Genomic DNA, 18,051 nt, shown 5'->3' with positions numbered 1-18,051 from the left:
TCAGGTAGAGAATACCAAGGCGCTTGAGAGAACTCTGGTGAAGGAACTAGGCAAAATGGTACCGTAACTTCGGGAGAAGGTACGCCGGTTTTGGTGATGGGACTTGCTCCCTAAGCTGAGGCCGGTCGAAGTGACCAGGTGGCTGCGACTGTTTATTAAAAACATAGCACTCTGCAAACTCGTAAGAGGACGTATAGGGTGTGACGCCTGCCCGGTGCCGGAAGGTTAATTGATGGGGTTAGCTTCGGCGAAGCTCTTGATCGAAGCCCCGGTAAACGGCGGCCGTAACTATAACGGTCCTAAGGTAGCGAAATTCCTTGTCGGGTAAGTTCCGACCTGCACGAATGGCGTAACGATGGCCACGCTGTCTCCACCAGAGACTCAGTGAAATTGAAATCGCTGTTAAGATGCAGTGTACCCGCGGCTAGACGGAAAGACCCCGTGAACCTTTACTACAGCTTTGCACTGAACTTTGAGCCTACTTGTGTAGGATAGGTGGGAGGCTTTGAAGCAGTAACGCTAGTTATTGTGGAGCCGTCCTTGAAATACCACCCTGGTATGTTTGAGGTTCTAACTCTGGTCCGTTATCCGGATCGAGGACAGTGTATGGTGGGTAGTTTGACTGGGGCGGTCTCCTCCCAAAGAGTAACGGAGGAGTACGAAGGTGCACTCAGCATGGTCGGAAATCATGCAATGAGCATAATGGTATAAGTGCGCTTGACTGCGAGACAGACATGTCGAGCAGGTACGAAAGTAGGTCATAGTGATCCGGTGGTTCTGTATGGAAGGGCCATCGCTCAACGGATAAAAGGTACTCCGGGGATAACAGGCTGATACCGCCCAAGAGTTCACATCGACGGCGGTGTTTGGCACCTCGATGTCGGCTCATCACATCCTGGGGCTGAAGCCGGTCCCAAGGGTATGGCTGTTCGCCATTTAAAGTGGTACGCGAGCTGGGTTTAGAACGTCGTGAGACAGTTCGGTCCCTATCTGCCGTGGGCGTTGGAAATTTGAGAAGAGTTGCTCCTAGTACGAGAGGACCGGAGTGAACGAACCTCTGGTGTTCGGGTTGTCACGCCAGTGGCATTGCCCGGTAGCTATGTTCGGACGGGATAACCGCTGAAAGCATCTAAGCGGGAAGCCTCCTTCAAGATTAGATTTCCCTGACTCCTTGAGAGTCCTAAAGGGCCGTGGAAGACTACCACGTTGATAGGCTGGGTGTGGAAGCGTTGTGAGGCGTTGAGCTAACCAGTACTAATTGCCCGTGCGGCTTGACCATACAACAGAGATGGTTACTAACGACTAGCTAAGCTAGCGGATTGTGGAATGAAAGACACACAATGATCGCTTGCGGTGTATTACTACAGATTGTTTTACCGACTTATTTGGGGTTATCGCCGGTCACCAGACCGAGGCAAACAGCGATAACACGGCAGGCCAAGCAGATTGCTTATAAGACCAACGCCAACCCAAGCCAGTTTGCCTGACGACAATAGAGTTGTGGAACCACCTGATCCCTTGCCGAACTCAGAAGTGAAACGCAACATCGCCGATGGTAGTGTGGGGCTTCCCCATGTGAGAGTAGGTCATCGTCAGGCTTCTAATCCGAAAAGGGCCACCCAATAGGGTGGCCCTTTTTTTATGTACAAAAATATTGAATGCATAAAAAAATAAAAACAGAGAATAAAAAATAAAATTCAAAATACAGAAAAATAAAAAGCCCAATCGAATTTTTACTCGCAACACTCCCGCCGAAAAATCCAACTCGGTAAATGCCAATGAAAAAAGCGCAGGCTCTAAAAAGCTCCGAAGAGCCTTCCCTCCTATAAATAAAGCGCTTTCTTAAGTTTTTTCTGTAAGGAAAAAATGAAAATACAAAAAAATAACGCGCTTTATTTAATCTGTACCTCAAGCACCACCAAAAAAACACCTGAAATAAAAAAAGTGCTCTTTAAACTAGAAAAATCATTGCGTTGAAAAAAACGGCGCAGAAATAACAATAAAAATACCGGTGATTTTTTGCACGTTTTAATGAACCTGTGCAACCACGGGGCCTGGCGCGGATATACCGCAGTTATGCACAAGTCTATCCAGACTTTCTGTTAATAACGCCAAGCGGTGGAAAGTGGATAAATGGCTGGTGTTTTTTTGCCCGTTGAAAAGGGCCCCGCGGAAACAGGGGCCTGAGGGTGGGTATCCCTGAGTTATACACAGCTCTATCCATGGATTCTGTTAGTAATTAGCTCAAATAACACTAGATCTTATAAAACTATACAGTCAGAGCCTGTTTCTAGACCCTAGCCAGAGGGTGTCTTGCACTTTTAACTATACTGACAGGTCATAGGCGCCTAAATAGTTGTGCCGTGTGAATAACTTGCAGTTGGGACCAAGTGGTGAGGTGCTCTAATGCGCTGGTCGATTCTTTCTAGCTTGATTCTCCTGAGCCTGTTTCTGGGTAGTTTCACTTTTGCGAGTACCCTAATAGTGGGTAATAAATATGAAGGGACAGTCAGCTTTATTGACTTGGAAAATGGGAAGGAAATCAAGCGAACGGAAACTGGTGGATCTCCACACGAACTTATTTTGTCCCCGGATAAATCAAAGGTTGTGGTGGTTTCCTATTTGGAAGATGGCTACGTTGGCGAAGAGTTAAATGTCTTCGATGTGGCTACGGGCAAACGCTTGAGTATTATCGATATTAGCCCGCATATGGGCCCTCATGGTATTGCTTGGCTGGGAAGTGGTGATGACCTTATCGTGACCACTGAAGAAACTCATGATGTGATTAAGGTTGATACTGTCGCAGGCAAGGTACTCGGTTCTGTATCAACAGACCAGATAGGAAGCCACCTGCTGGCTTTATCTCCGGATACTAAAACTGCATATGTCACCAGTCGTGGCTCGGATACTTTCAGCGTGATCGATACTGACACTATGACCTTAAAAAAGACTCTTCCGGCCGGTGATGGTCCTGAGGCGGTCTGGGTCAGTCCCGATGGGAAAGAGCTATGGATAGGTAATAATCGCTCAAAAAATATTTTCATCTTTGACACGGCTAGTTTAAAAAAGAAGGATGTCATTGATGTTGGTTACCTTCCCATTCGCATAAGTTTCCATCCCGAAGGGAAGCTGGTTGCAGTTGCGGATCTACAGGGAAATCGGGTGGTGATTTACGATGCGGCAACCCGCAAAGAGCTTAAGAGTATTGACTTAGGCGCTGCCTCTGCACGGGAACCGGCTTCACTACTCTTTACCCCCGATGGTAAGTTTCTATATGCCGGATCACAGAGAGACGGGAAGGTGGTCGAAATAGATACCGACAAGTGGGAAATCAAGAGAATTTTTAAGGCTGGTCAGGGGGCTGATGGCTTGGAGTGGAGTCCGGTAACGATTCAGCCCGAGTAAATTCGATATAATATTTTTTAATGGTGGATGTTGTTAGAGGGCGACGGTGTAGATCATTAGGTCCTGGGACTTTCCATCGATCGTAAGGTATGCGGGGATGGTGCTACTGTGGATTCCACCGGCCCGTCTTGCAACCGCAATGCTAGCGGTATTTTCAGAAAGGCAGTGTATTTTTATCTGGGCTACACCAGCTTGTCTTTTTAGTTCTTCGCAAATCCTCGCCACAACTTTCGCCATTACACCTTTGCCCTGGCAGTGAGCCGAGAGCCAGTAGCCAATTTCGGCACTCTTGTTTTTCTGATTAATTTCTTTGACACCGATTATTCCGGAGAGTTGGTCATTAAAAATGATCTTGTACCAGGCAGAGCCATTGTGTTTACTATAAATACGCTGGCAAATATATTGTTTGGTCGACTCCATATCCTGTACAGACTTTGCCCAGTACAAATATTTTTCCAAAAGTGGGCGGTTATCTTCTATTAGATAAAAAAGCTCCTGGGAATCTTTCTCCTGTAGAAATTCCAGATAAATATCTTCTGTTACCGTTAACCGCATGCGGTTTTTCTCCTTGGTGGTGGAATCTCTCAAGTGAGACGATTTTATAAAAATGCAGTTTTTACTTAATAAGTTTACGAGGATTTGCCCCAGCACTTCAGACTTGGAGAATGAAGCTCTTAAGGACTTTAGGTTTCCAGCATAAAGGTAACCGGGCCGTCATTGAGAAGAGACACTTGCATATCTGCGGCGAAGATTCCGCTGGCTACCGGTGTAAATTGGGCATTAGCGCGCTCAAGAAAATAATCGTACAGGCCCTCGGCATGTTGTGGGCTGGCGCCGCGACTGAAGCTGGGTCGAAGGCCGCGTTCAGTTTCAGCGACTAGGGTAAACTGGCTTACGACAAGGAGCCCACCAGCGGCCTGTTGCACATTGTGGTTCATACGGCCGTTTTCATCGGGAAAAATCCGATAATTCAGTACCTTATGCAGTAATTTGTCTGCGCTTTCACGGTTGTCTTTAGACTCCACTCCCAACAGCAAGAGTATACCGTGCTCAATAGCAGCCACCGACTGGCCAGACACCTCTACGCGGGCGTGGCTGACCCGTTGGATTAATCCTTTCATCTCAGACCTCTCTGTCTCTCTGGAACCCTGCGAGTAAATCGCCTAGATTAGCGGACTGATTCATGCAGAGAAACCGAGAATACCGTATGAAGAAACAGTTAATGGCACTCCTGGTTGGGGCTCTGGCCACAGCCGCTGTGCAGGCGGTGGAAACCTACCCCAAGAGTCAGACTATTGAGCACATAGATGAATACTTCGGTGTTGAGGTATCCGACCCCTTTCGTTGGATGGAGGATATGTCTAATGAAGAGGTTAAGGGGTGGGTCAAGGCACAGAACAAGCATGCGTTACCTCGCCTGAAGGATCTGCCAGGCTGGCAGAAGATCAATGATCGCCTCACTGAATTGTGGCGCTACGAGCGCTATGGCGTGCCCTATAAGAAAGGCGATAGCTACTACTACGACTACAACAACGGTGACTGGGATCAGAACATTTTCTACCGCGCCGGGGAGCTTGCCCAGGATGGCAAGCCTATGCTGGACCCACGCAGCTTGAGTGAGGACGGCACCGTCGCAGCGAAACGACTTAAGGTCAGCCCCAAGGGGCGTTACCTGGCCTATGGAATTTCGGATGGCGGCACGGACTGGACAGACTATCGTATTCGCGACTTAAAGACCGGCAAGGACCTAAAGGAGCAACTGACTGGGATCAAGTTCAGTGATGCCAGCTGGGCCCCAGATGAGTCGGGCTTCTATTACAGTCGTTACCCATTCAACAAGGATGGCAGTGCCGATGATAGCAAGCAGGTCGCTGTCTATTTCCACCGCCTGGGAGACTCCCAGGAGCGCGACCAATTGGTATACCGTATTACCGATCATCCCACTCGCAACCCTGATGCCGAGGTAAGCGATGATGGCAATTATCTGTTGTTCACCATTTTCGATGGTTATGATTCTAACGGCTTTTACTATCGCGACTTACGCGATGACACCGGCAAGGTCATCAAGCTGTTGGATGACTGGGATGGCCTCTATCAGTTTCTCGGTAATAAGGGCAGTACCTTCTTCTTCGAGACCAGTGCGGGCGCACCGCTGGGCCGGATAATTGCGATCGACCTGGCAAAGCCGCAGCGGAAATACTGGCGTGACCTAGTGGCGCAGGCAGACAGCGCCCTGCAGAGTGCCAGCTATATTGGCGACCGATTCGTGCTGCACTATTTAAAAGATGCCAAGTCGCGAGTGCTGGTGACTGACACCAATGGTAAGAAGCAGTACGAGCTGAAATTGCCCGGCGTGGGCTCTGTGAAGGGTTTTTACGGTGAGCCGGATGAAGTGGAGACCTTTTATTCTTTCTCCAATTTCATTACCCCACCGAGTATTTATCACCTGAATGTGCAGACCGGTGAAAGCAAAATATTTAAGCAGCCGAAATACGCTGCAGACTTCTCTGACTTAACCGTGAGCCAGCACTTCTATAAGAGCAAAGACGGCACCCGTGTACCTTTATTCTTAGTGCATAAGAAAGGTATGAAGCGCGATGGCTCCAACCCCACACTGCTGTATGGTTATGGTGGTTTCAACTCTGCTCAGTTGCCACGCTTTTACAACCGCTTTGTGGGCTGGTTGGATATGGGCGGTACCCTGGCGCTGGCCAACCTGCGTGGGGGTAGCGAGTACGGTGATGCCTGGCATCAGGCAGGTACCAAGACCCAGAAGCAGAATGTCTTCGATGACTTTATCGCCGCAGCCGAGTGGCTAATCGCGGAGAAAGTTACCTCTCCAGAGAAGCTGGGTATCAGTGGGCGCTCCAATGGCGGATTACTCGCGGGCGCGACCCTGGTGCAGCGTCCGGACTTGTTTGCCGCGGCACTGCCGGTAGTGGGCGTGCTCGATATGCTGCGCTACCACACCGCTTCCGCCAACGCACGCCAGTGGTCCAGTGACTACGGTCTGAGCGAAAACCGCGAGGAATTTAAGGCGTTGCATGCATACTCTCCGGTTCACAATACCCGCGAGGGCTCTTGCTACCCTGCCACCCTGATCACCACCGCCGACCGCGATGATCGTGTAGTGCCCTGGCACAGCTACAAGTTTGCGGCCGCCCTGCAGCGGGATCAGGGCTGTGAAAAGCCGATATGGCTCGCGGTGGAGACCCGGGCTGGCCACGGTGCCGGCAAGCCGGTGTGGATGCAGGTGGAGGACTTCGCCAACCAATGGAGCTTCCTCGCCCACCAGCTGGGAATGAAAATCGAGTAACCTTTCCCATCGACTCAATGTGTAGATAGTGGGGGCCGTGTTGGTGCTCCCGTTCAGACACTGCGGATTGGGTTTAACCCTGGGGCTGCATCAGCAACAGTGTTGGTGCACAGCCCACCTTGTCGAGATTGTAGTACTGCCTGCGGTTTACCCTCCCGGGGTGCGGAAGTCTTGGCAGAGGCTATCACTGGGTATGAATAACAAAAAATAATCATCCGGTGGATCTATGAAACATGCATTCGTGACCGGGGGCAGCGGCTTCCTCGGTGCCAACCTTGTCGAGCAACTGAAAGCCGATGGCTGGCGGGTAACCGCCATGCATCGCAAGACCTCCAACACAGAGAGGCTGCGCAACATGGGGGTGGAGCTGGTTGAGGCCTCCCTGAACGATTCAGACTCACTGCGCTCAGCTATTCCTGACGATGTCGATGCCCTTTTCCATATGGCGGCCAATACCAGTATGTGGCGCGGTGGCAATGCACAGCAGTGGAAGGACAATGTGGAGGGGGCGGCGAATATTGCAAAGGTTGCGAGGGAGAAAAATGTTGGCCGTATGATCGTGACCAGTTCGATCTCCGCCTACGGTTACCACAGGGATACGATCACCGAAGAGAGTGAAAAGCGTGCAGACGATCCCCGCCATCATTATCTGTATACCAAAAAGCGTGAAGAAATAGCGGTGCGCAAAGAGATTGACAAGGGATTGGATGCGGTATTTCTCAATCCTTGTGCAATCGTGGGGAAATTCGACACCAGTAGTTGGGCGCAGACATTTTTTCTAATCGATAAAAACCAATTGCCAGGCGTGCCGCCGGGTTGGGGGTCTTTCTGTCATGCCGGGGCGGTGGCTCGGGCGCATATCGAGGCGGTCGAAAAGGGTCGCTGTGGAGAGAATTATATCCTCGCCGGCACTGATGCCAGTTTTCTGGAATTTTTTGGCAAAATAGCCGAGCTGCTGCACAAGCCTGTGCCGAAGCGTACAACTCCCGCCTTCGTTATTCAGTCTATCGCCTGGCTCTCTGATGTATGGTCGCGTGTGAGTGGTAAGGAACCGGTAATTACCCCGGAAAAGGCCACCCTGGTGACGCGCCGGGTTGTAGCTAGCAGCTCCAAGGCAGAACGCGAACTCGGCTATCAATCAGAGGTGACATTAGATGCCATGTTGTGCGAATGTCGCGACTGGTTAGTAGAGCAAAAATTATTGGAGATAAAGTGAATCGCAGTAATATTATTTTTATCCTGGTTTCCTTGTTGTTGGTTTTGCAGTTGATTCAGCACTATTTCTTTTCCGGAGCTCAATAGCGCTAGTCCTCTCCTTTTTGCTGGCTGTGCTCGGTATTGTTACCGAGCGCCGTCACTGCTTGAGATTAAGGAAAATAAATTTTAGGAACCTATTATGGAAGAGAAACGCTGTGGCTGGTGCCTGTCCACCCCGCTATATCAAAGCTACCACGATGAGGAATGGGGTCGCCCGGTAACCGATGAGGCCACCCTGTTTGAGTTTCTGCTGTTGGAGGGGGCCCAGGCCGGGTTGTCATGGATAACCGTATTAAATAAGCGGGATAACTATCGCCGTCTTTTCGATAATTTCAATGCAGAAAAAATTGCGCGCTATACGCCGCGCAAGATAGAAAAGTTACTGCAGGACCCGGGGATCATACGCAACCGTCTCAAAGTGGAGTCTGCGGTTAAAAATGCCCGCGCAACTCTGGCACTGCGAGAGAAAGGGCAAACACTCTCTGACTTTCTCTGGCAATTTACCGACGGCAAGGTAATCGTGAATAAACCCCGCTCCCTCAAGCAGGTACCGGCCAGTACAGCGGAATCTGATGTGATGAGTAAGGCGCTTAAAAAAGCCGGCTTTAGTTTTGTTGGCTCTACCATTATGTACGCTCATATGCAGGCCACGGGGATGGTTAATGACCATTTGCACACTTGCCCTGCGCGTCAGCGCTGCCTGGATGAAGCCGAGGCGGCGGGATTACTTTAGAAAGCAAATAACCGCTGTGGTTAGCCGGTTCCGATCTTTTTTATCAGCGCATTTGCCAATGAACAGGAGGACCCCTATGAGCCTTGATGGTATTGGTGAAAGTTACTGGCCTCTCTTCACTGCTGGCTTTTTACGGATTGCGGCCGCAGTGCTGGTTATTGCAGTGACTCTGGGGGTGGGCCACTTGGCGCGAAGCGCTATAAATCGATTAACCAGCCGGCTCGATGCGACACTGGTGCCGGTGCTGCGCAATATTGCGACCTGGGCCATTTATATTGTCGGGGCGCTGGTGGTTCTGGATGTGTTTGGGATCAATACCACAAGTCTGATTGCCTTACTCGGTGCTACCGGTTTGGCGGTGGGACTGGCCTTAAAGGATACCCTGCAAAATATTGCGGCCGGTTTTATTTTGCTGAGTTTGCGCCCCTTTCGTGTCGGCGATGTGATTCAGTTTGGCCAGACCGTGGGCACAGTGCGTCAAGTGGGTCTTTTTACCACTACGTTGGATACTAGCGATGGCCTGCGAATTACAGCACCGAACAGCACCATTTGGGGGCAGACCCTCACTAATTACAGCCACAATCAGACTCGTCGTGTCGAAATAGTGGCGAGCATCGCCTACGGAGACGATATCGAGGCGGGTATGCAGGTATTGCGCCGACTAGTGGCAGATGAACCGCGAATTCTACCGGAGCCTCAGCCGAGCTTCGCGGTTCGCGCACTGGGGGATAGTGCGGTGAACCTGCAAGTTCGGGTTTGGACACCGACTGTTGAGTACTGGGATGTCTATTGGACTCTCATGAAGCGCTTGAAACCCGCCCTGGAGGGCGCGGGCTTAACGATCCCCTTCCCCCAGCGGGAGCTGCATATTGTGCAGAAGCCCGAGTGGCCCGATCCCAGCTCCCCCGAGCCGAAGACATAACACAGAGTCCCAATGGTCCGCCATCTTAGGCGGAATCCTCACAAGACTGCTCGTCTCGACGCGCAGATATAGCGTTTGAAAGAGCCCGAATCGACAGTTCAAAGATTTCGTGTCAAAGTTAGCGGCGTTTTTTTGTACAACTTTTGACCGAGATAGGAAAATGCCGATTAAGCTGAACAACCCTTTGATCCCCAGCCTGCTGGCTGTCGCTATCCTTGCGGGCTGTCAGGGCGATAAGAGCGCTCAAGCAGGAGCGAATGCCGACAAAGCTCAAAGTGCCGTTGCCGAGGCCCCTGTAACCGTTGATGCGGTGGCTGAGACCAAGCGTCTGACCGAATGGCTGGATGCGCGTTACGAAGAGCAGCTGCAGTTCAGCCCCATGCAGCTGTCCTATCTCGGCCGCAAGGAGCAGTACGACCAGATCGACGATATGAGCGAAGCCGCCGAGGCGCGCCAGCTGGCCTGGATGGAAAAAGCCGTTGCAGAGCTGAAGAAGAACTTCGACTACGACAAGCTGAGTCAAGAAGGGAAAACGTCCTACGATATCTGGGTTTACCAGTTTCAGCAGGCCAAAGCCGCCGAGCCCTTTAAGCGCCATGGCTATATTTTCGAGCAGATGGGCGGCGTGCAATCGCAACTGCCCAACTTTCTGCTGAACTTCCACAAGGTGGACAATACCGAGGATATGCAGGCGTATATCGCCCGTATCGGCGGTATTTCCCGGGCTATCAATCAGCTGCGCGAGCGCGCTGAGCAGTCTGCCAAAGAGGGCATTCGCCCACCGCGCTTCGCTTACGAGGGCGCGATTGAGCAGTCCAGCAAGCTGATCGACGGTGCCCCTTTCACCGATGGTGAGGACGCCCCCCTATGGGCCGGAGCCAAAGGCAAAGTCGCCGAACTGTTGGAAGCCGGCAAGATTGACCAGAAGCAGGCCGATAAGCTGACCGCAGATGCGCGCAAGGCCCTGGAGACTGAGTTCCTGCCAGCCTATAAGACCCTGATTGCCTGGCTGGAGAAAGATGTGCAGGAGGCCTCTGCAGAGCCTCAGGGTGCCAGCAGTCTGCCGAATGGTATGGCCTACTATAACCAGCGCCTGGCAAATACCACCACTACCAGCCTGACCGCCGATGAAATCCACAATATCGGCCTGAAGGAAGTAGCGCGTATTCGCAGCGAGATGGAGACCATCAAGAAGCAGGTGGGCTACGAGGGCAACCTGCAGGAGTTCTTCACCTTTATCCGTGAAGATGGCCAGTTCTACTACCCCAATACTGACGAAGGCCGCCAGGGTTACCTGGATGATTCCACGGCTTTCCTCGACGACATCACCAAGAAGCTGCCGGACTACTTCGGCCTGCTGCCCAAGGCTGAGCTGGTGGTTAAGCGGGTGGAATCTTTCCGCGAGCAGGATGGTGGTGCCCAGCACTACTACCCGGGCACTCCAGACGGTTCTCGCCCTGGCATCTACTATGCGCACCTGTCTGACATGAGCGCCTACTCCACGACAGATATGGAAACTGTGGCTTACCACGAGGGCAACCCCGGCCACCATATGCAGATTTCCATCGCGCAGGAACTGGAGGATATCCCACAGTTTCGTACCCAGGCGCACTTCACCGTATATGTCGAAGGCTGGGCCCTGTACTCTGAAAAACTGGCTAAGGAGATGGGTGCATTCGAGGACCCCTACAACCTGTTTGGTCATCTGACCGCAGAAATGTGGCGCGCTATCCGCTTGGTAGTGGATACCGGCATGCATGCCAAGGGTTGGAGCGAGGAGCAGGCGGTAGAATACTTCCTGGAAAACTCCGCGATTCCTGAAACAGCCGTGCGCTCCGAAGTACGCCGCTATCTGGTGTGGCCGGGTCAGGCTACCGCCTACAAGATCGGGATGCTGAAGATTCAGGAGCTGCGCAAGCAGGCCGAGGAGCAGCTGGGCGACAAATTCGATATCCGCGGTTTCCACGACACCGTACTGGGTGGCGGTGCACTGCCGGTACCAGTCCTGGAGAGCCGGGTGGCTGCTTGGGTGGACTCAATTAAGAGCGCTTAAAAGCTCACTTGGTTATTGAATTAAAGCCGGGCATTGCCCGGCTTTTTTTATGAGGGTGACTCTACCTTTCCCATTTTTTAATTGTTTGGCCAAAGAGAAAAAGTTAAAGCTCTCATTATTCATTAAACCTTAAGAGCGCAACGGAACTGCTGGGTAAATTTCCAGCTGAAACTGTTGGGAAAGTTTGACAGTGAACTATGTGGGTTGGAGGGAGTTAAAGAATTGTTTTCTCAGAATTATTAGATTGACTTAAGATTTTCTCAGTTTTTTCAGGTTTTTTAAAGTCGACGTTAATCCATTCGGTTGAGGTGTCGGATAATGTTTCTTAAGCTACATTTATTCTCTTTGATTAATTTTTCTGAGTAATATTTGAGGTGATGCAATAAGTCATAGTCGAATATGCCCACGAAAGGATGGTCAATATCTACGTTGAGAAAATCGTATTCGATACGCCCCTTTTGGGAAAGAATTTTGGCAATCTCTAAAGTGTAAAGTTGGTTTTTATCCATAGAGCGCTGTATGTTGGTTAAAGCATCATGAGCCCAGTGAATGCGCCCCCATTTTCTCAGCGAGTGGTACTTCATACTTGAGCTTAGTAGCTTTGGGTATCCAGAGCACAAGACCAGTATGTAGTATTTTTTTTCTGGGAATTCATGAATAATGTCTCTTAGGATTAAACTAGACGGGTTGTTTATAGCTATAGCCGCATCTGCAAATACACAACAAATATCCTTTTCTTTAGCTGTTGGGTAAATTTTGAAGGAAGATTGGAAGTTAGACTTCATCGATTCAAAAGAGACTGGAGGGAAAGCCGTCTCGGCACTAGCTGCAGCTGTTACCAGTTGGTATAGGCTGTTTGTGGGTAAATCTAGGGCCGCATCTCCTCGATTTTTGAATAAAAAGATTTCTCCGCTATCTATGTTTAATGTTGGAATAATAACGTAGTTATCTAAATCATTAAATTTTAAATCTTTTGTATAGTATTTCTCCATGATCTCATGTAGGCGTCGGCCGAAATAGGCTGGTGAGAAGAGCCCAGCCCCAGTGAGCAGCTTGTGATACCAGGGGGATTTAAAGATATAAGTCGTTTCATCTTTATAAATATTTATTAGGTAGTCTAGGTGAGAAATATTTTTCCCATAGTAGTCTGGAATAGCTTTACCTGGGATGTTGATTCCAGTTGCTATAACGGCTCCAGTGGATACTCCGGCAAAAACATCAAATACTTCATTAATCGGTTTTCCTAGGGTTTTTTCGATATATTGCAGGACATAGAGGGGGATAAGTCCGCGAACGCCCCCACCCGTAATGATTAGTACTTTGATTGTGTCTTTATCTTGCAGATGATCTAAATTTCTAACAAATCTTTTTGAGATAAATTCCCTGTTAAAGGTGACCGACTGAGGGAAGCATTTGTTATAAATGTAGGCCGTAAGAGCATAGGCTCCAGATAAGGTTGTTACGGTGAAGAATAGTTTTTTTGTTAGCTGACCGGCCAGTTTCAGCATAAAAGGAAACCATGTTTGTTCAGTAGCTAGTCCTTAAGCAATGCACCTTTCTCATCGCGGAACTATTGTAATGTAAAATTTATACCTAATATGAAAATCGTTTGGTTTTGATTTATATGACCCCAAAGAGGAGAGTGTCTTTTGATATCACCTGTTGAAAGTAAGGTGTCTAGCTTATGGAAGGAATTAGAACTTAAAAAAGGCTGAGTATGAAAAAAATTATCATTATTTTATGTTTTTTAATTGCCCAATTAGTTGCTGTTCCACTTTGGGCCAAGACGGATACTAAGGTGGTTTCTACCGAAATTACCGTGCGTGCCAAAGCTAAGGATGCCAAATTTATCGGTTCCTCCATTGGGGGTGCCATGGTCATTATCCGTGTGGCAGATACTGGAGAAATTCTCGCACAGGGCTTGACCCAGGGGAGCACCGGCGATACTGGTAAGATCATGAAGACCCCGCGTGAGCGCTATGTGCCTATTGCCGAGGGGGCCGCTAAATTCACCGCTAATCTGGATATTAGTGAGCCAGTTTTCCTTACCATTGAGGTTCTGGCCCCTTACATCAAAAAACAGGCCCGCGTGGTGGCGCAGACCCAGACCTGGTTGGTGCCCGGCAAGCCTATTGGTGGCGAGGGCTTGATTGTGGAAATCCCCGGCATGGTGGTGGACCTGCTAAGTCCTCAGACTCACCTTTACACCGGTTTGGATAAGAGTCCATTCGAGATTCGCGCCAATGTGGTGATGATGTGTGGCTGTTCCTTCACCGATGGTGGCTTATGGGATGGCAGCAAGATTGAAGTCACTGCAATAGTGAAGCGAAATGGAGGCGAATTTGCCACAGTGCCACTGAAAATCCAGGACACTATGAATACCTTTAGTGCGCCCTTCGCCACGGATTTACCCGGCGTCTACGAAATTCTGGTTTACGCTTATGACGCTAAAACCGGAAATACCGGTGTCGATAGGGGCAGTTTTATTGTGAAATAAACTGGATTGGCCGGGGCCAAGGCAATGAGCGGAAATAGGACAGGGGACTATGAGGTGTTTATGCGCGGTATGAATACGCGAGTCCCTGGCTTTTATAGCTCCGCTGTAAACCCCGGTCAGGTGCTCCTGCTGGGCCTCTGCTATGACGGGGCGTGAGCAAAAGGGAGCGATGTCCCGGCGCGAGCTGCTTGAGGAGCACCGCCCAGAGCGGATCCACGCCCGCCTGGGGCGAGAGCCGAAATCTCAACGGGTCTCCGATTTTGTTCTGGGGGCCATCGATGGCTGCGTTACCACCTTTGCCATAGTGGCCGGTGCCTTCGGCGCGGGTTTTTCCGAGTCGGTGGTGTTGGTCATGGGGTTCGCCAACCTGATTGCGGATGGCTTCAGTATGGCGGTGAGCAATTACGAGGCCGTCAGCGTGGAGCGTGAACAAGCTGCGGCGGCCACACGTATCGAACGCGAGCATATCGCACTGGTACCCGAGGGAGAGCGAGAGGAGATTCGCCAGATATTCCATCGCAAGGGATTTCGCGGGCAGGTGCTGGACGAGATCGTCACTACCATTACCGCCAATCGCCAGCTATGGATTGAGACCATGTTGGCGGAGGAATACGGTATCAGCCGCACCAAACGCAAACCTCTGGGCAGTGCTTTGGTGACCTTCTTCGCATTTATTGGCATGGGTACCGTGCCGCTGTTGCCCTACCTTCTCTCGCCACTGAACTCGTCACAACAGTTCTACAGCAGCGTTATTCTGGCGGCTTTAACCTTCTTTGCCATCGGTCTGTGCAAGGGGCTGGTATTCTCCCAAAAGGTTTGGATGGCGGGCTTCAAGACTCTGGTATTTGGTGGCGGTGCCGCCGCGCTGGCATTCGCCGTAGGCTTCTTCCTGCGCGACCTTATCGCTTGACCTAGGCGGCTACTACCCGGTTGCGGCCGCTGTTCTTTGCCCGGTACATACGCTTGTCCGCCTCCGCCAGCAGTTGGTTGTGAGGGTTGCCACTTCCCTCTACCACGCCAAAACTGATGGAAACTTTTACCGGCTGTACGTAGCGGCGGCTCAGGGCCTCGACCTTGCGACGCAGTTTTTCTGCCAGCACCCTGCCGCCGCGCACATCGGTATTGGGCAACAGCAGCAGAAATTCCTCTCCGCCCCAGCGTGCAACAACATCTTCTGCGCGGGTGTTTTCCCCGAGGATTTTCGCTACGTCCTGCAAAATGCGGTCGCCAAAGCCGTGGCCGTAGGTATCGTTAATGCTTTTAAAGTTGTCCAGGTCGCCAATCAGTATCACGTATCGGCCTTGTAACTCCTTGTTGCGCCGTTCCATATCGTGGATAGCCCGGTAGGCCTCGCGGCGGTTCGCCAGCCCGGTGAGGGCATCGGTGGAGGCGCTTTTTTCCAGTTCACCGGTGAGGCGTTCGAGTAGCTGTTGGGTGTGGTGGCGACTGCTGTCGAGTAGTGCGGTGAGAGCGGTAAGAGCGCCAAAAACCGCAATAAAACGTGCGCGATAGGCGGTGTCATATTCCGCCTTCAGGCCGGGGAAGTCCGGGTAGAAAAGAGCCGTAGCGGTGACTAGGCCGATGGCGATCAGCGCCACTGTGCCGGTCTTATAGCCGTATAAATTGATAAATCCTGGCACCAACATCACCGCCCACATTAGGCCAGTGTTGTTAACCCCACCGGATAACAGCAGATAAAAGTAGAGTACCAATAAAAGAATGCCTACCAGTAGCGGTGTTTTTTGGCTGGGACCCATCACATTGATGGTGACATAGGAGCAGAGTATCACTACTGCGGCGGCGGAAAGGGTCGTGGCCTGCAGAATATCGGCGGCGCTCAGGGCGATAACCGCCATGGCACCGGTTACCGCCATGGCAAAAATTAACATGTAGGAGGAGGCCATGATACGGCGGCGCAGGTCGATGCGCTCCAGCTCCGCCACAGGTGTGTTTAGTGCGGTGTGATGCTTGTTATACCCTGAGTTCATAGTCGTCTCTGTTCCTGTACAGACTGCAACTTCCGTCGGTCGTAAGCGCGATTCCTGTCACTTAATTCACCGGCAGAGTGAAGCTGCGCCGAGTATAGGAGGATTCGCCCGATGACCAAAGCCGCGAGCTACAGTATCTGTAAAGCAAACGTTAGAACTGAGAAACCGTGACACAAATTCATCTGACTTGGGGCAATATCCTGACATTACGTGGGGACGCACTGGTGTGCCCCGCGCACAAACATCTTATTCGCGGGCGCGGCCTTTCGGCGCAGATTTATGCACAGGGTGGCGTTGAGCTTGCGACTCAGTGTGGTAGGCAACTGAAGTGTGCCGTTGGTGAGGCGCGGCTAACCAACGCCTATCATCTGCCGGTGGATTATCTGCTGCACACGGTTACGCCGCAGTGGAGCAGTGGTGATCAATGGGGCGCTTTGGCCATTGGCCAGCTACGGCGCTGTTATGAGAGTGTATTGTGCCTTGCGAGGGAGAAGGGGTTGAAGCGAATTCTCTTTCCCGCATTGGGTGCGGGTACCAATCGATTTCCCCATGCCATTTCCGCACACCAGGCCCTGGAAGTTCTCAATGAGTATTCTGGTGAATTTGATCAACTGACGGTTTGTTTACATTCTCCCGCCGCTCTTGGAGAGTGGGAGAGGGTTGAGCGGCGTTTCTACACGGTGTGAGATTACCTGATCGCAAAAGTGTACTGTCGTGCTTATTTAGTAAGGACTAATTAAGCCTTTTCACAATGCCCTTGAAGAAGGCTGAAGAAGTTGTGCCTTAACTAGAAGTTAGGCACTTACAAAGCTGAGATCGAGGAGAGAATAAAGCTTGAAAAATCGCCCCGTGAATTTCAAGCCTCCCTACCCCGCATGGGAGCTAGAGCTTCCCTCTAACCATTGGTATGTCCAGTGCCAGGTTGGCTTACAGTTTGCGAGTGGACAACGTGACGATTCGCTATTCCGATTGTTGGCCAGGTTTTTATCCAGTGCTAAAGGCTTGCTGCACTTTGAGCGGGCGGGACACATCGATGTTCAGGGAGCTTATAACGATATTGCTATAGCCTATTGGGACAACGATGAATCAATGGGGAAATGGCTTAGGGAAGAAGCTACTGAGTTACGGGAAATTATTCAGAGTAAGTCGGGATTTTGGTATGAGGCGTTAGCCGCTCCACGCTCACACTTTGAAGTATCTTCCTCCACACCTGTGGCTGACTGGGGGATTTTTCGCCACTTTGATATTTGTGAGCAGCATGAACACGCTTACTGGGGTGCGATGCGGGATCGAATTAGTGCGGCGGAGAATGATGGGCTTCCGGGTCAACTGCAAACCTTGCGGGCAATACCGGTTGGGAAACAGTCAGATACAGAAATATCTCTTCCCGGTAATTTATGTATGATTCGTACAGTTCAAGGGTACTCGGCAGCCAGTTCCGCGGAGCGGCATGCCTACCGGGAATCTCTGTGTTCCGAGTATGAACAGGGGGTGCATTATTTGCAGTCAAACCCAATAGAATCGCGCTGTCTTAGTGCTCGCCTGTTAAATGATGAGCATCCTGCACTGGGCAGGCCGGACACTGAAACTATTGCTTGGTTTGCATCCCTGGCGGATTTGGAAAACTGGGTACATCACCACCCTACCCATAAAGCTATTTATGCGGCTGCGCAGTGTTATGCGAGTCGCTTCGCCTCTGGGATGCAACTTTTGTTGAGTCACGAAGTGGCAGTAGTGCCGCATGGCAAGGGGCGGGCTTTATATCAGGGCTGTCATCCTGATACAGGGTTGAAGCGTTTTCTCAAGTAAAAGTAAAGTGTATCTGTAGCTCTCAGAAAAGTGATATAGACACCTTAAAATAAAAGCAGTGAAGTTATTTT

At 50.8% G+C, this 18,051-nt stretch carries 15 protein-coding genes and 2 rRNA genes (1 of these 17 cut by a window edge); 13 read left to right on the top strand and 4 right to left on the bottom strand.

The features are described from left to right. The 3 genes from ACJJI0_RS14285 to ACJJI0_RS14275 all read left to right on the top strand — a co-directional run. Positions 1-1,279 (top strand): 23S ribosomal RNA (locus ACJJI0_RS14285) (it extends 1,602 nt beyond the left edge of the window). Between the two features lie 203 nt (positions 1,280-1,482). Further along, positions 1,483-1,598, top strand: a 5S ribosomal RNA gene (rrf, locus tag ACJJI0_RS14280). 808 nt (positions 1,599-2,406) lie between these two features. Beyond that, a complete protein-coding gene (locus tag ACJJI0_RS14275; protein WP_252083743.1) occupies positions 2,407-3,405 on the top strand; it encodes a YncE family protein in 999 nt (332 codons plus the stop codon). 33 nt (positions 3,406-3,438) lie between these two features. Here ACJJI0_RS14275 and ACJJI0_RS14270 read toward each other — a convergent pair whose 3' ends face one another. Together ACJJI0_RS14270 and dtd are read right to left on the bottom strand one after the other, a co-directional pair. Beyond that, complete coding sequence (locus ACJJI0_RS14270) at positions 3,439-3,960, bottom strand: GNAT family N-acetyltransferase (RefSeq protein WP_444883110.1); 522 nt, start codon at positions 3,958-3,960, stop codon at positions 3,439-3,441. A gap of 128 nt (positions 3,961-4,088) precedes the next feature. After that, positions 4,089-4,526 carry a D-aminoacyl-tRNA deacylase gene (dtd, locus tag ACJJI0_RS14265; RefSeq protein ID WP_444883109.1) on the bottom strand — a complete coding sequence of 146 codons (438 nt, stop codon included), beginning with the start codon at positions 4,524-4,526 and terminating at the stop codon, positions 4,089-4,091. A 62-nt stretch (positions 4,527-4,588) separates the two neighbouring features. Between dtd and ACJJI0_RS14260 the strand changes: the two genes are divergently transcribed. From ACJJI0_RS14260 to ACJJI0_RS14240, 5 genes are all read left to right on the top strand, one after another. Beyond that, positions 4,589-6,721, top strand: a complete 2,133-nt coding sequence (locus ACJJI0_RS14260; protein WP_444883108.1) for a prolyl oligopeptidase family serine peptidase — start codon at positions 4,589-4,591, stop codon at positions 6,719-6,721. 226 nt (positions 6,722-6,947) lie between these two features. Next, complete coding sequence (locus tag ACJJI0_RS14255; protein WP_444883107.1) at positions 6,948-7,937, top strand: SDR family oxidoreductase; 990 nt, start codon at positions 6,948-6,950, stop codon at positions 7,935-7,937. Between the two features lie 180 nt (positions 7,938-8,117). Continuing rightward, positions 8,118-8,711 (top strand): DNA-3-methyladenine glycosylase I, encoded by a 594-nt coding sequence (locus ACJJI0_RS14250; protein WP_444883106.1) that lies wholly within the window; start codon positions 8,118-8,120, stop codon positions 8,709-8,711. A gap of 76 nt (positions 8,712-8,787) precedes the next feature. Then, positions 8,788-9,633, top strand: coding sequence for a mechanosensitive ion channel family protein (locus ACJJI0_RS14245; protein ID WP_444883105.1), 846 nt, complete (start codon positions 8,788-8,790; stop codon positions 9,631-9,633). Between the two features lie 160 nt (positions 9,634-9,793). Then, entirely contained in the window at positions 9,794-11,686 is a 1,893-nt protein-coding gene (locus ACJJI0_RS14240) for a DUF885 domain-containing protein (RefSeq protein ID WP_444883104.1), read from the top strand. A 290-nt stretch (positions 11,687-11,976) separates the two neighbouring features. Here the strand turns inward: ACJJI0_RS14240 and ACJJI0_RS14235 are convergent, their stop codons facing one another. After that, on the bottom strand, positions 11,977-13,194 hold the full coding sequence (locus tag ACJJI0_RS14235; RefSeq protein ID WP_444883103.1) for a patatin-like phospholipase family protein: 1,218 nt from the start codon (positions 13,192-13,194) through the stop codon (positions 11,977-11,979). Positions 13,195-13,403: 209 nt separating this feature from the next. Between ACJJI0_RS14235 and ACJJI0_RS14230 the strand changes: the two genes are divergently transcribed. The 3 genes from ACJJI0_RS14230 to ACJJI0_RS14220 are packed head-to-tail and all read left to right on the top strand — an operon-like array spanning position 13,404 to position 15,093. Further along, positions 13,404-14,183, top strand: coding sequence for a hypothetical protein (locus ACJJI0_RS14230; protein WP_444883102.1), 780 nt, complete (start codon positions 13,404-13,406; stop codon positions 14,181-14,183). Positions 14,184-14,207: 24 nt separating this feature from the next. Further along, the gene (locus tag ACJJI0_RS14225) at positions 14,208-14,339 is read left to right on the top strand and encodes a hypothetical protein (protein ID WP_444883101.1); all 132 of its coding nucleotides are present in this window, start codon (positions 14,208-14,210) and stop codon (positions 14,337-14,339) included. Next, complete coding sequence (locus ACJJI0_RS14220) at positions 14,326-15,093, top strand: VIT1/CCC1 transporter family protein (protein WP_444883100.1); 768 nt, start codon at positions 14,326-14,328, stop codon at positions 15,091-15,093. Before ACJJI0_RS14225 ends, ACJJI0_RS14220 begins: the two co-directional genes overlap by 14 nt. 1 nt (position 15,094) lies before the next feature. Here ACJJI0_RS14220 and ACJJI0_RS14215 read toward each other — a convergent pair whose 3' ends face one another. Next, positions 15,095-16,171 (bottom strand): GGDEF domain-containing protein, encoded by a 1,077-nt coding sequence (locus ACJJI0_RS14215; RefSeq protein ID WP_444883099.1) that lies wholly within the window; start codon positions 16,169-16,171, stop codon positions 15,095-15,097. Between the two features lie 167 nt (positions 16,172-16,338). Between ACJJI0_RS14215 and ACJJI0_RS14210 the strand changes: the two genes are divergently transcribed. Together ACJJI0_RS14210 and ACJJI0_RS14205 are read left to right on the top strand one after the other, a co-directional pair. After that, positions 16,339-16,857, top strand: coding sequence for a macro domain-containing protein (locus ACJJI0_RS14210; RefSeq protein ID WP_252083731.1), 519 nt, complete (start codon positions 16,339-16,341; stop codon positions 16,855-16,857). Positions 16,858-17,005: 148 nt separating this feature from the next. Beyond that, positions 17,006-17,980 carry a phenylacetaldoxime dehydratase family protein gene (locus ACJJI0_RS14205; RefSeq protein ID WP_444883098.1) on the top strand — a complete coding sequence of 325 codons (975 nt, stop codon included), beginning with the start codon at positions 17,006-17,008 and terminating at the stop codon, positions 17,978-17,980. Positions 17,981-18,051 lie beyond the last annotated feature (71 nt).

The organism is Microbulbifer mixtoriginis (SeqCode) (genome assembly GCF_052466695.1).
The sequence above is the reverse complement of the archived record's forward strand: the minus strand, read 5'-3'. Positions and strand labels throughout refer to the sequence as shown.

Excerpts from the sequence above, each read along its gene's own strand:
- ACJJI0_RS14255 (WP_444883107.1), top strand. The coding sequence starts at position 6,948 with ATGAAACATGCATTCGTGACCGGGGGCAGCGGCTTCCTCGGTGCCAAC.
- ACJJI0_RS14250 (WP_444883106.1), top strand. The coding sequence starts at position 8,118 with ATGGAAGAGAAACGCTGTGGCTGGTGCCTGTCCACCCCGCTATATCAA.
- ACJJI0_RS14260 (WP_444883108.1), top strand. The coding sequence starts at position 4,589 with ATGCAGAGAAACCGAGAATACCGTATGAAGAAACAGTTAATGGCACTC.
- ACJJI0_RS14235 (WP_444883103.1), bottom strand. The coding sequence starts at position 13,194 with ATGCTGAAACTGGCCGGTCAGCTAACAAAAAAACTATTCTTCACCGTA.
- ACJJI0_RS14230 (WP_444883102.1), top strand. The coding sequence starts at position 13,404 with ATGAAAAAAATTATCATTATTTTATGTTTTTTAATTGCCCAATTAGTT.
- ACJJI0_RS14220 (WP_444883100.1), top strand. The coding sequence starts at position 14,326 with ATGACGGGGCGTGAGCAAAAGGGAGCGATGTCCCGGCGCGAGCTGCTT.
- ACJJI0_RS14270 (WP_444883110.1), bottom strand. The coding sequence starts at position 3,960 with ATGCGGTTAACGGTAACAGAAGATATTTATCTGGAATTTCTACAGGAG.
- ACJJI0_RS14245 (WP_444883105.1), top strand. The coding sequence starts at position 8,788 with ATGAGCCTTGATGGTATTGGTGAAAGTTACTGGCCTCTCTTCACTGCT.
- ACJJI0_RS14215 (WP_444883099.1), bottom strand. The coding sequence starts at position 16,171 with ATGAACTCAGGGTATAACAAGCATCACACCGCACTAAACACACCTGTG.
- dtd (WP_444883109.1), bottom strand. The coding sequence starts at position 4,526 with ATGAAAGGATTAATCCAACGGGTCAGCCACGCCCGCGTAGAGGTGTCT.
- ACJJI0_RS14225 (WP_444883101.1), top strand. The coding sequence starts at position 14,208 with ATGAGCGGAAATAGGACAGGGGACTATGAGGTGTTTATGCGCGGTATG.
- ACJJI0_RS14240 (WP_444883104.1), top strand. The coding sequence starts at position 9,794 with ATGCCGATTAAGCTGAACAACCCTTTGATCCCCAGCCTGCTGGCTGTC.
- ACJJI0_RS14275 (WP_252083743.1), top strand. The coding sequence starts at position 2,407 with ATGCGCTGGTCGATTCTTTCTAGCTTGATTCTCCTGAGCCTGTTTCTG.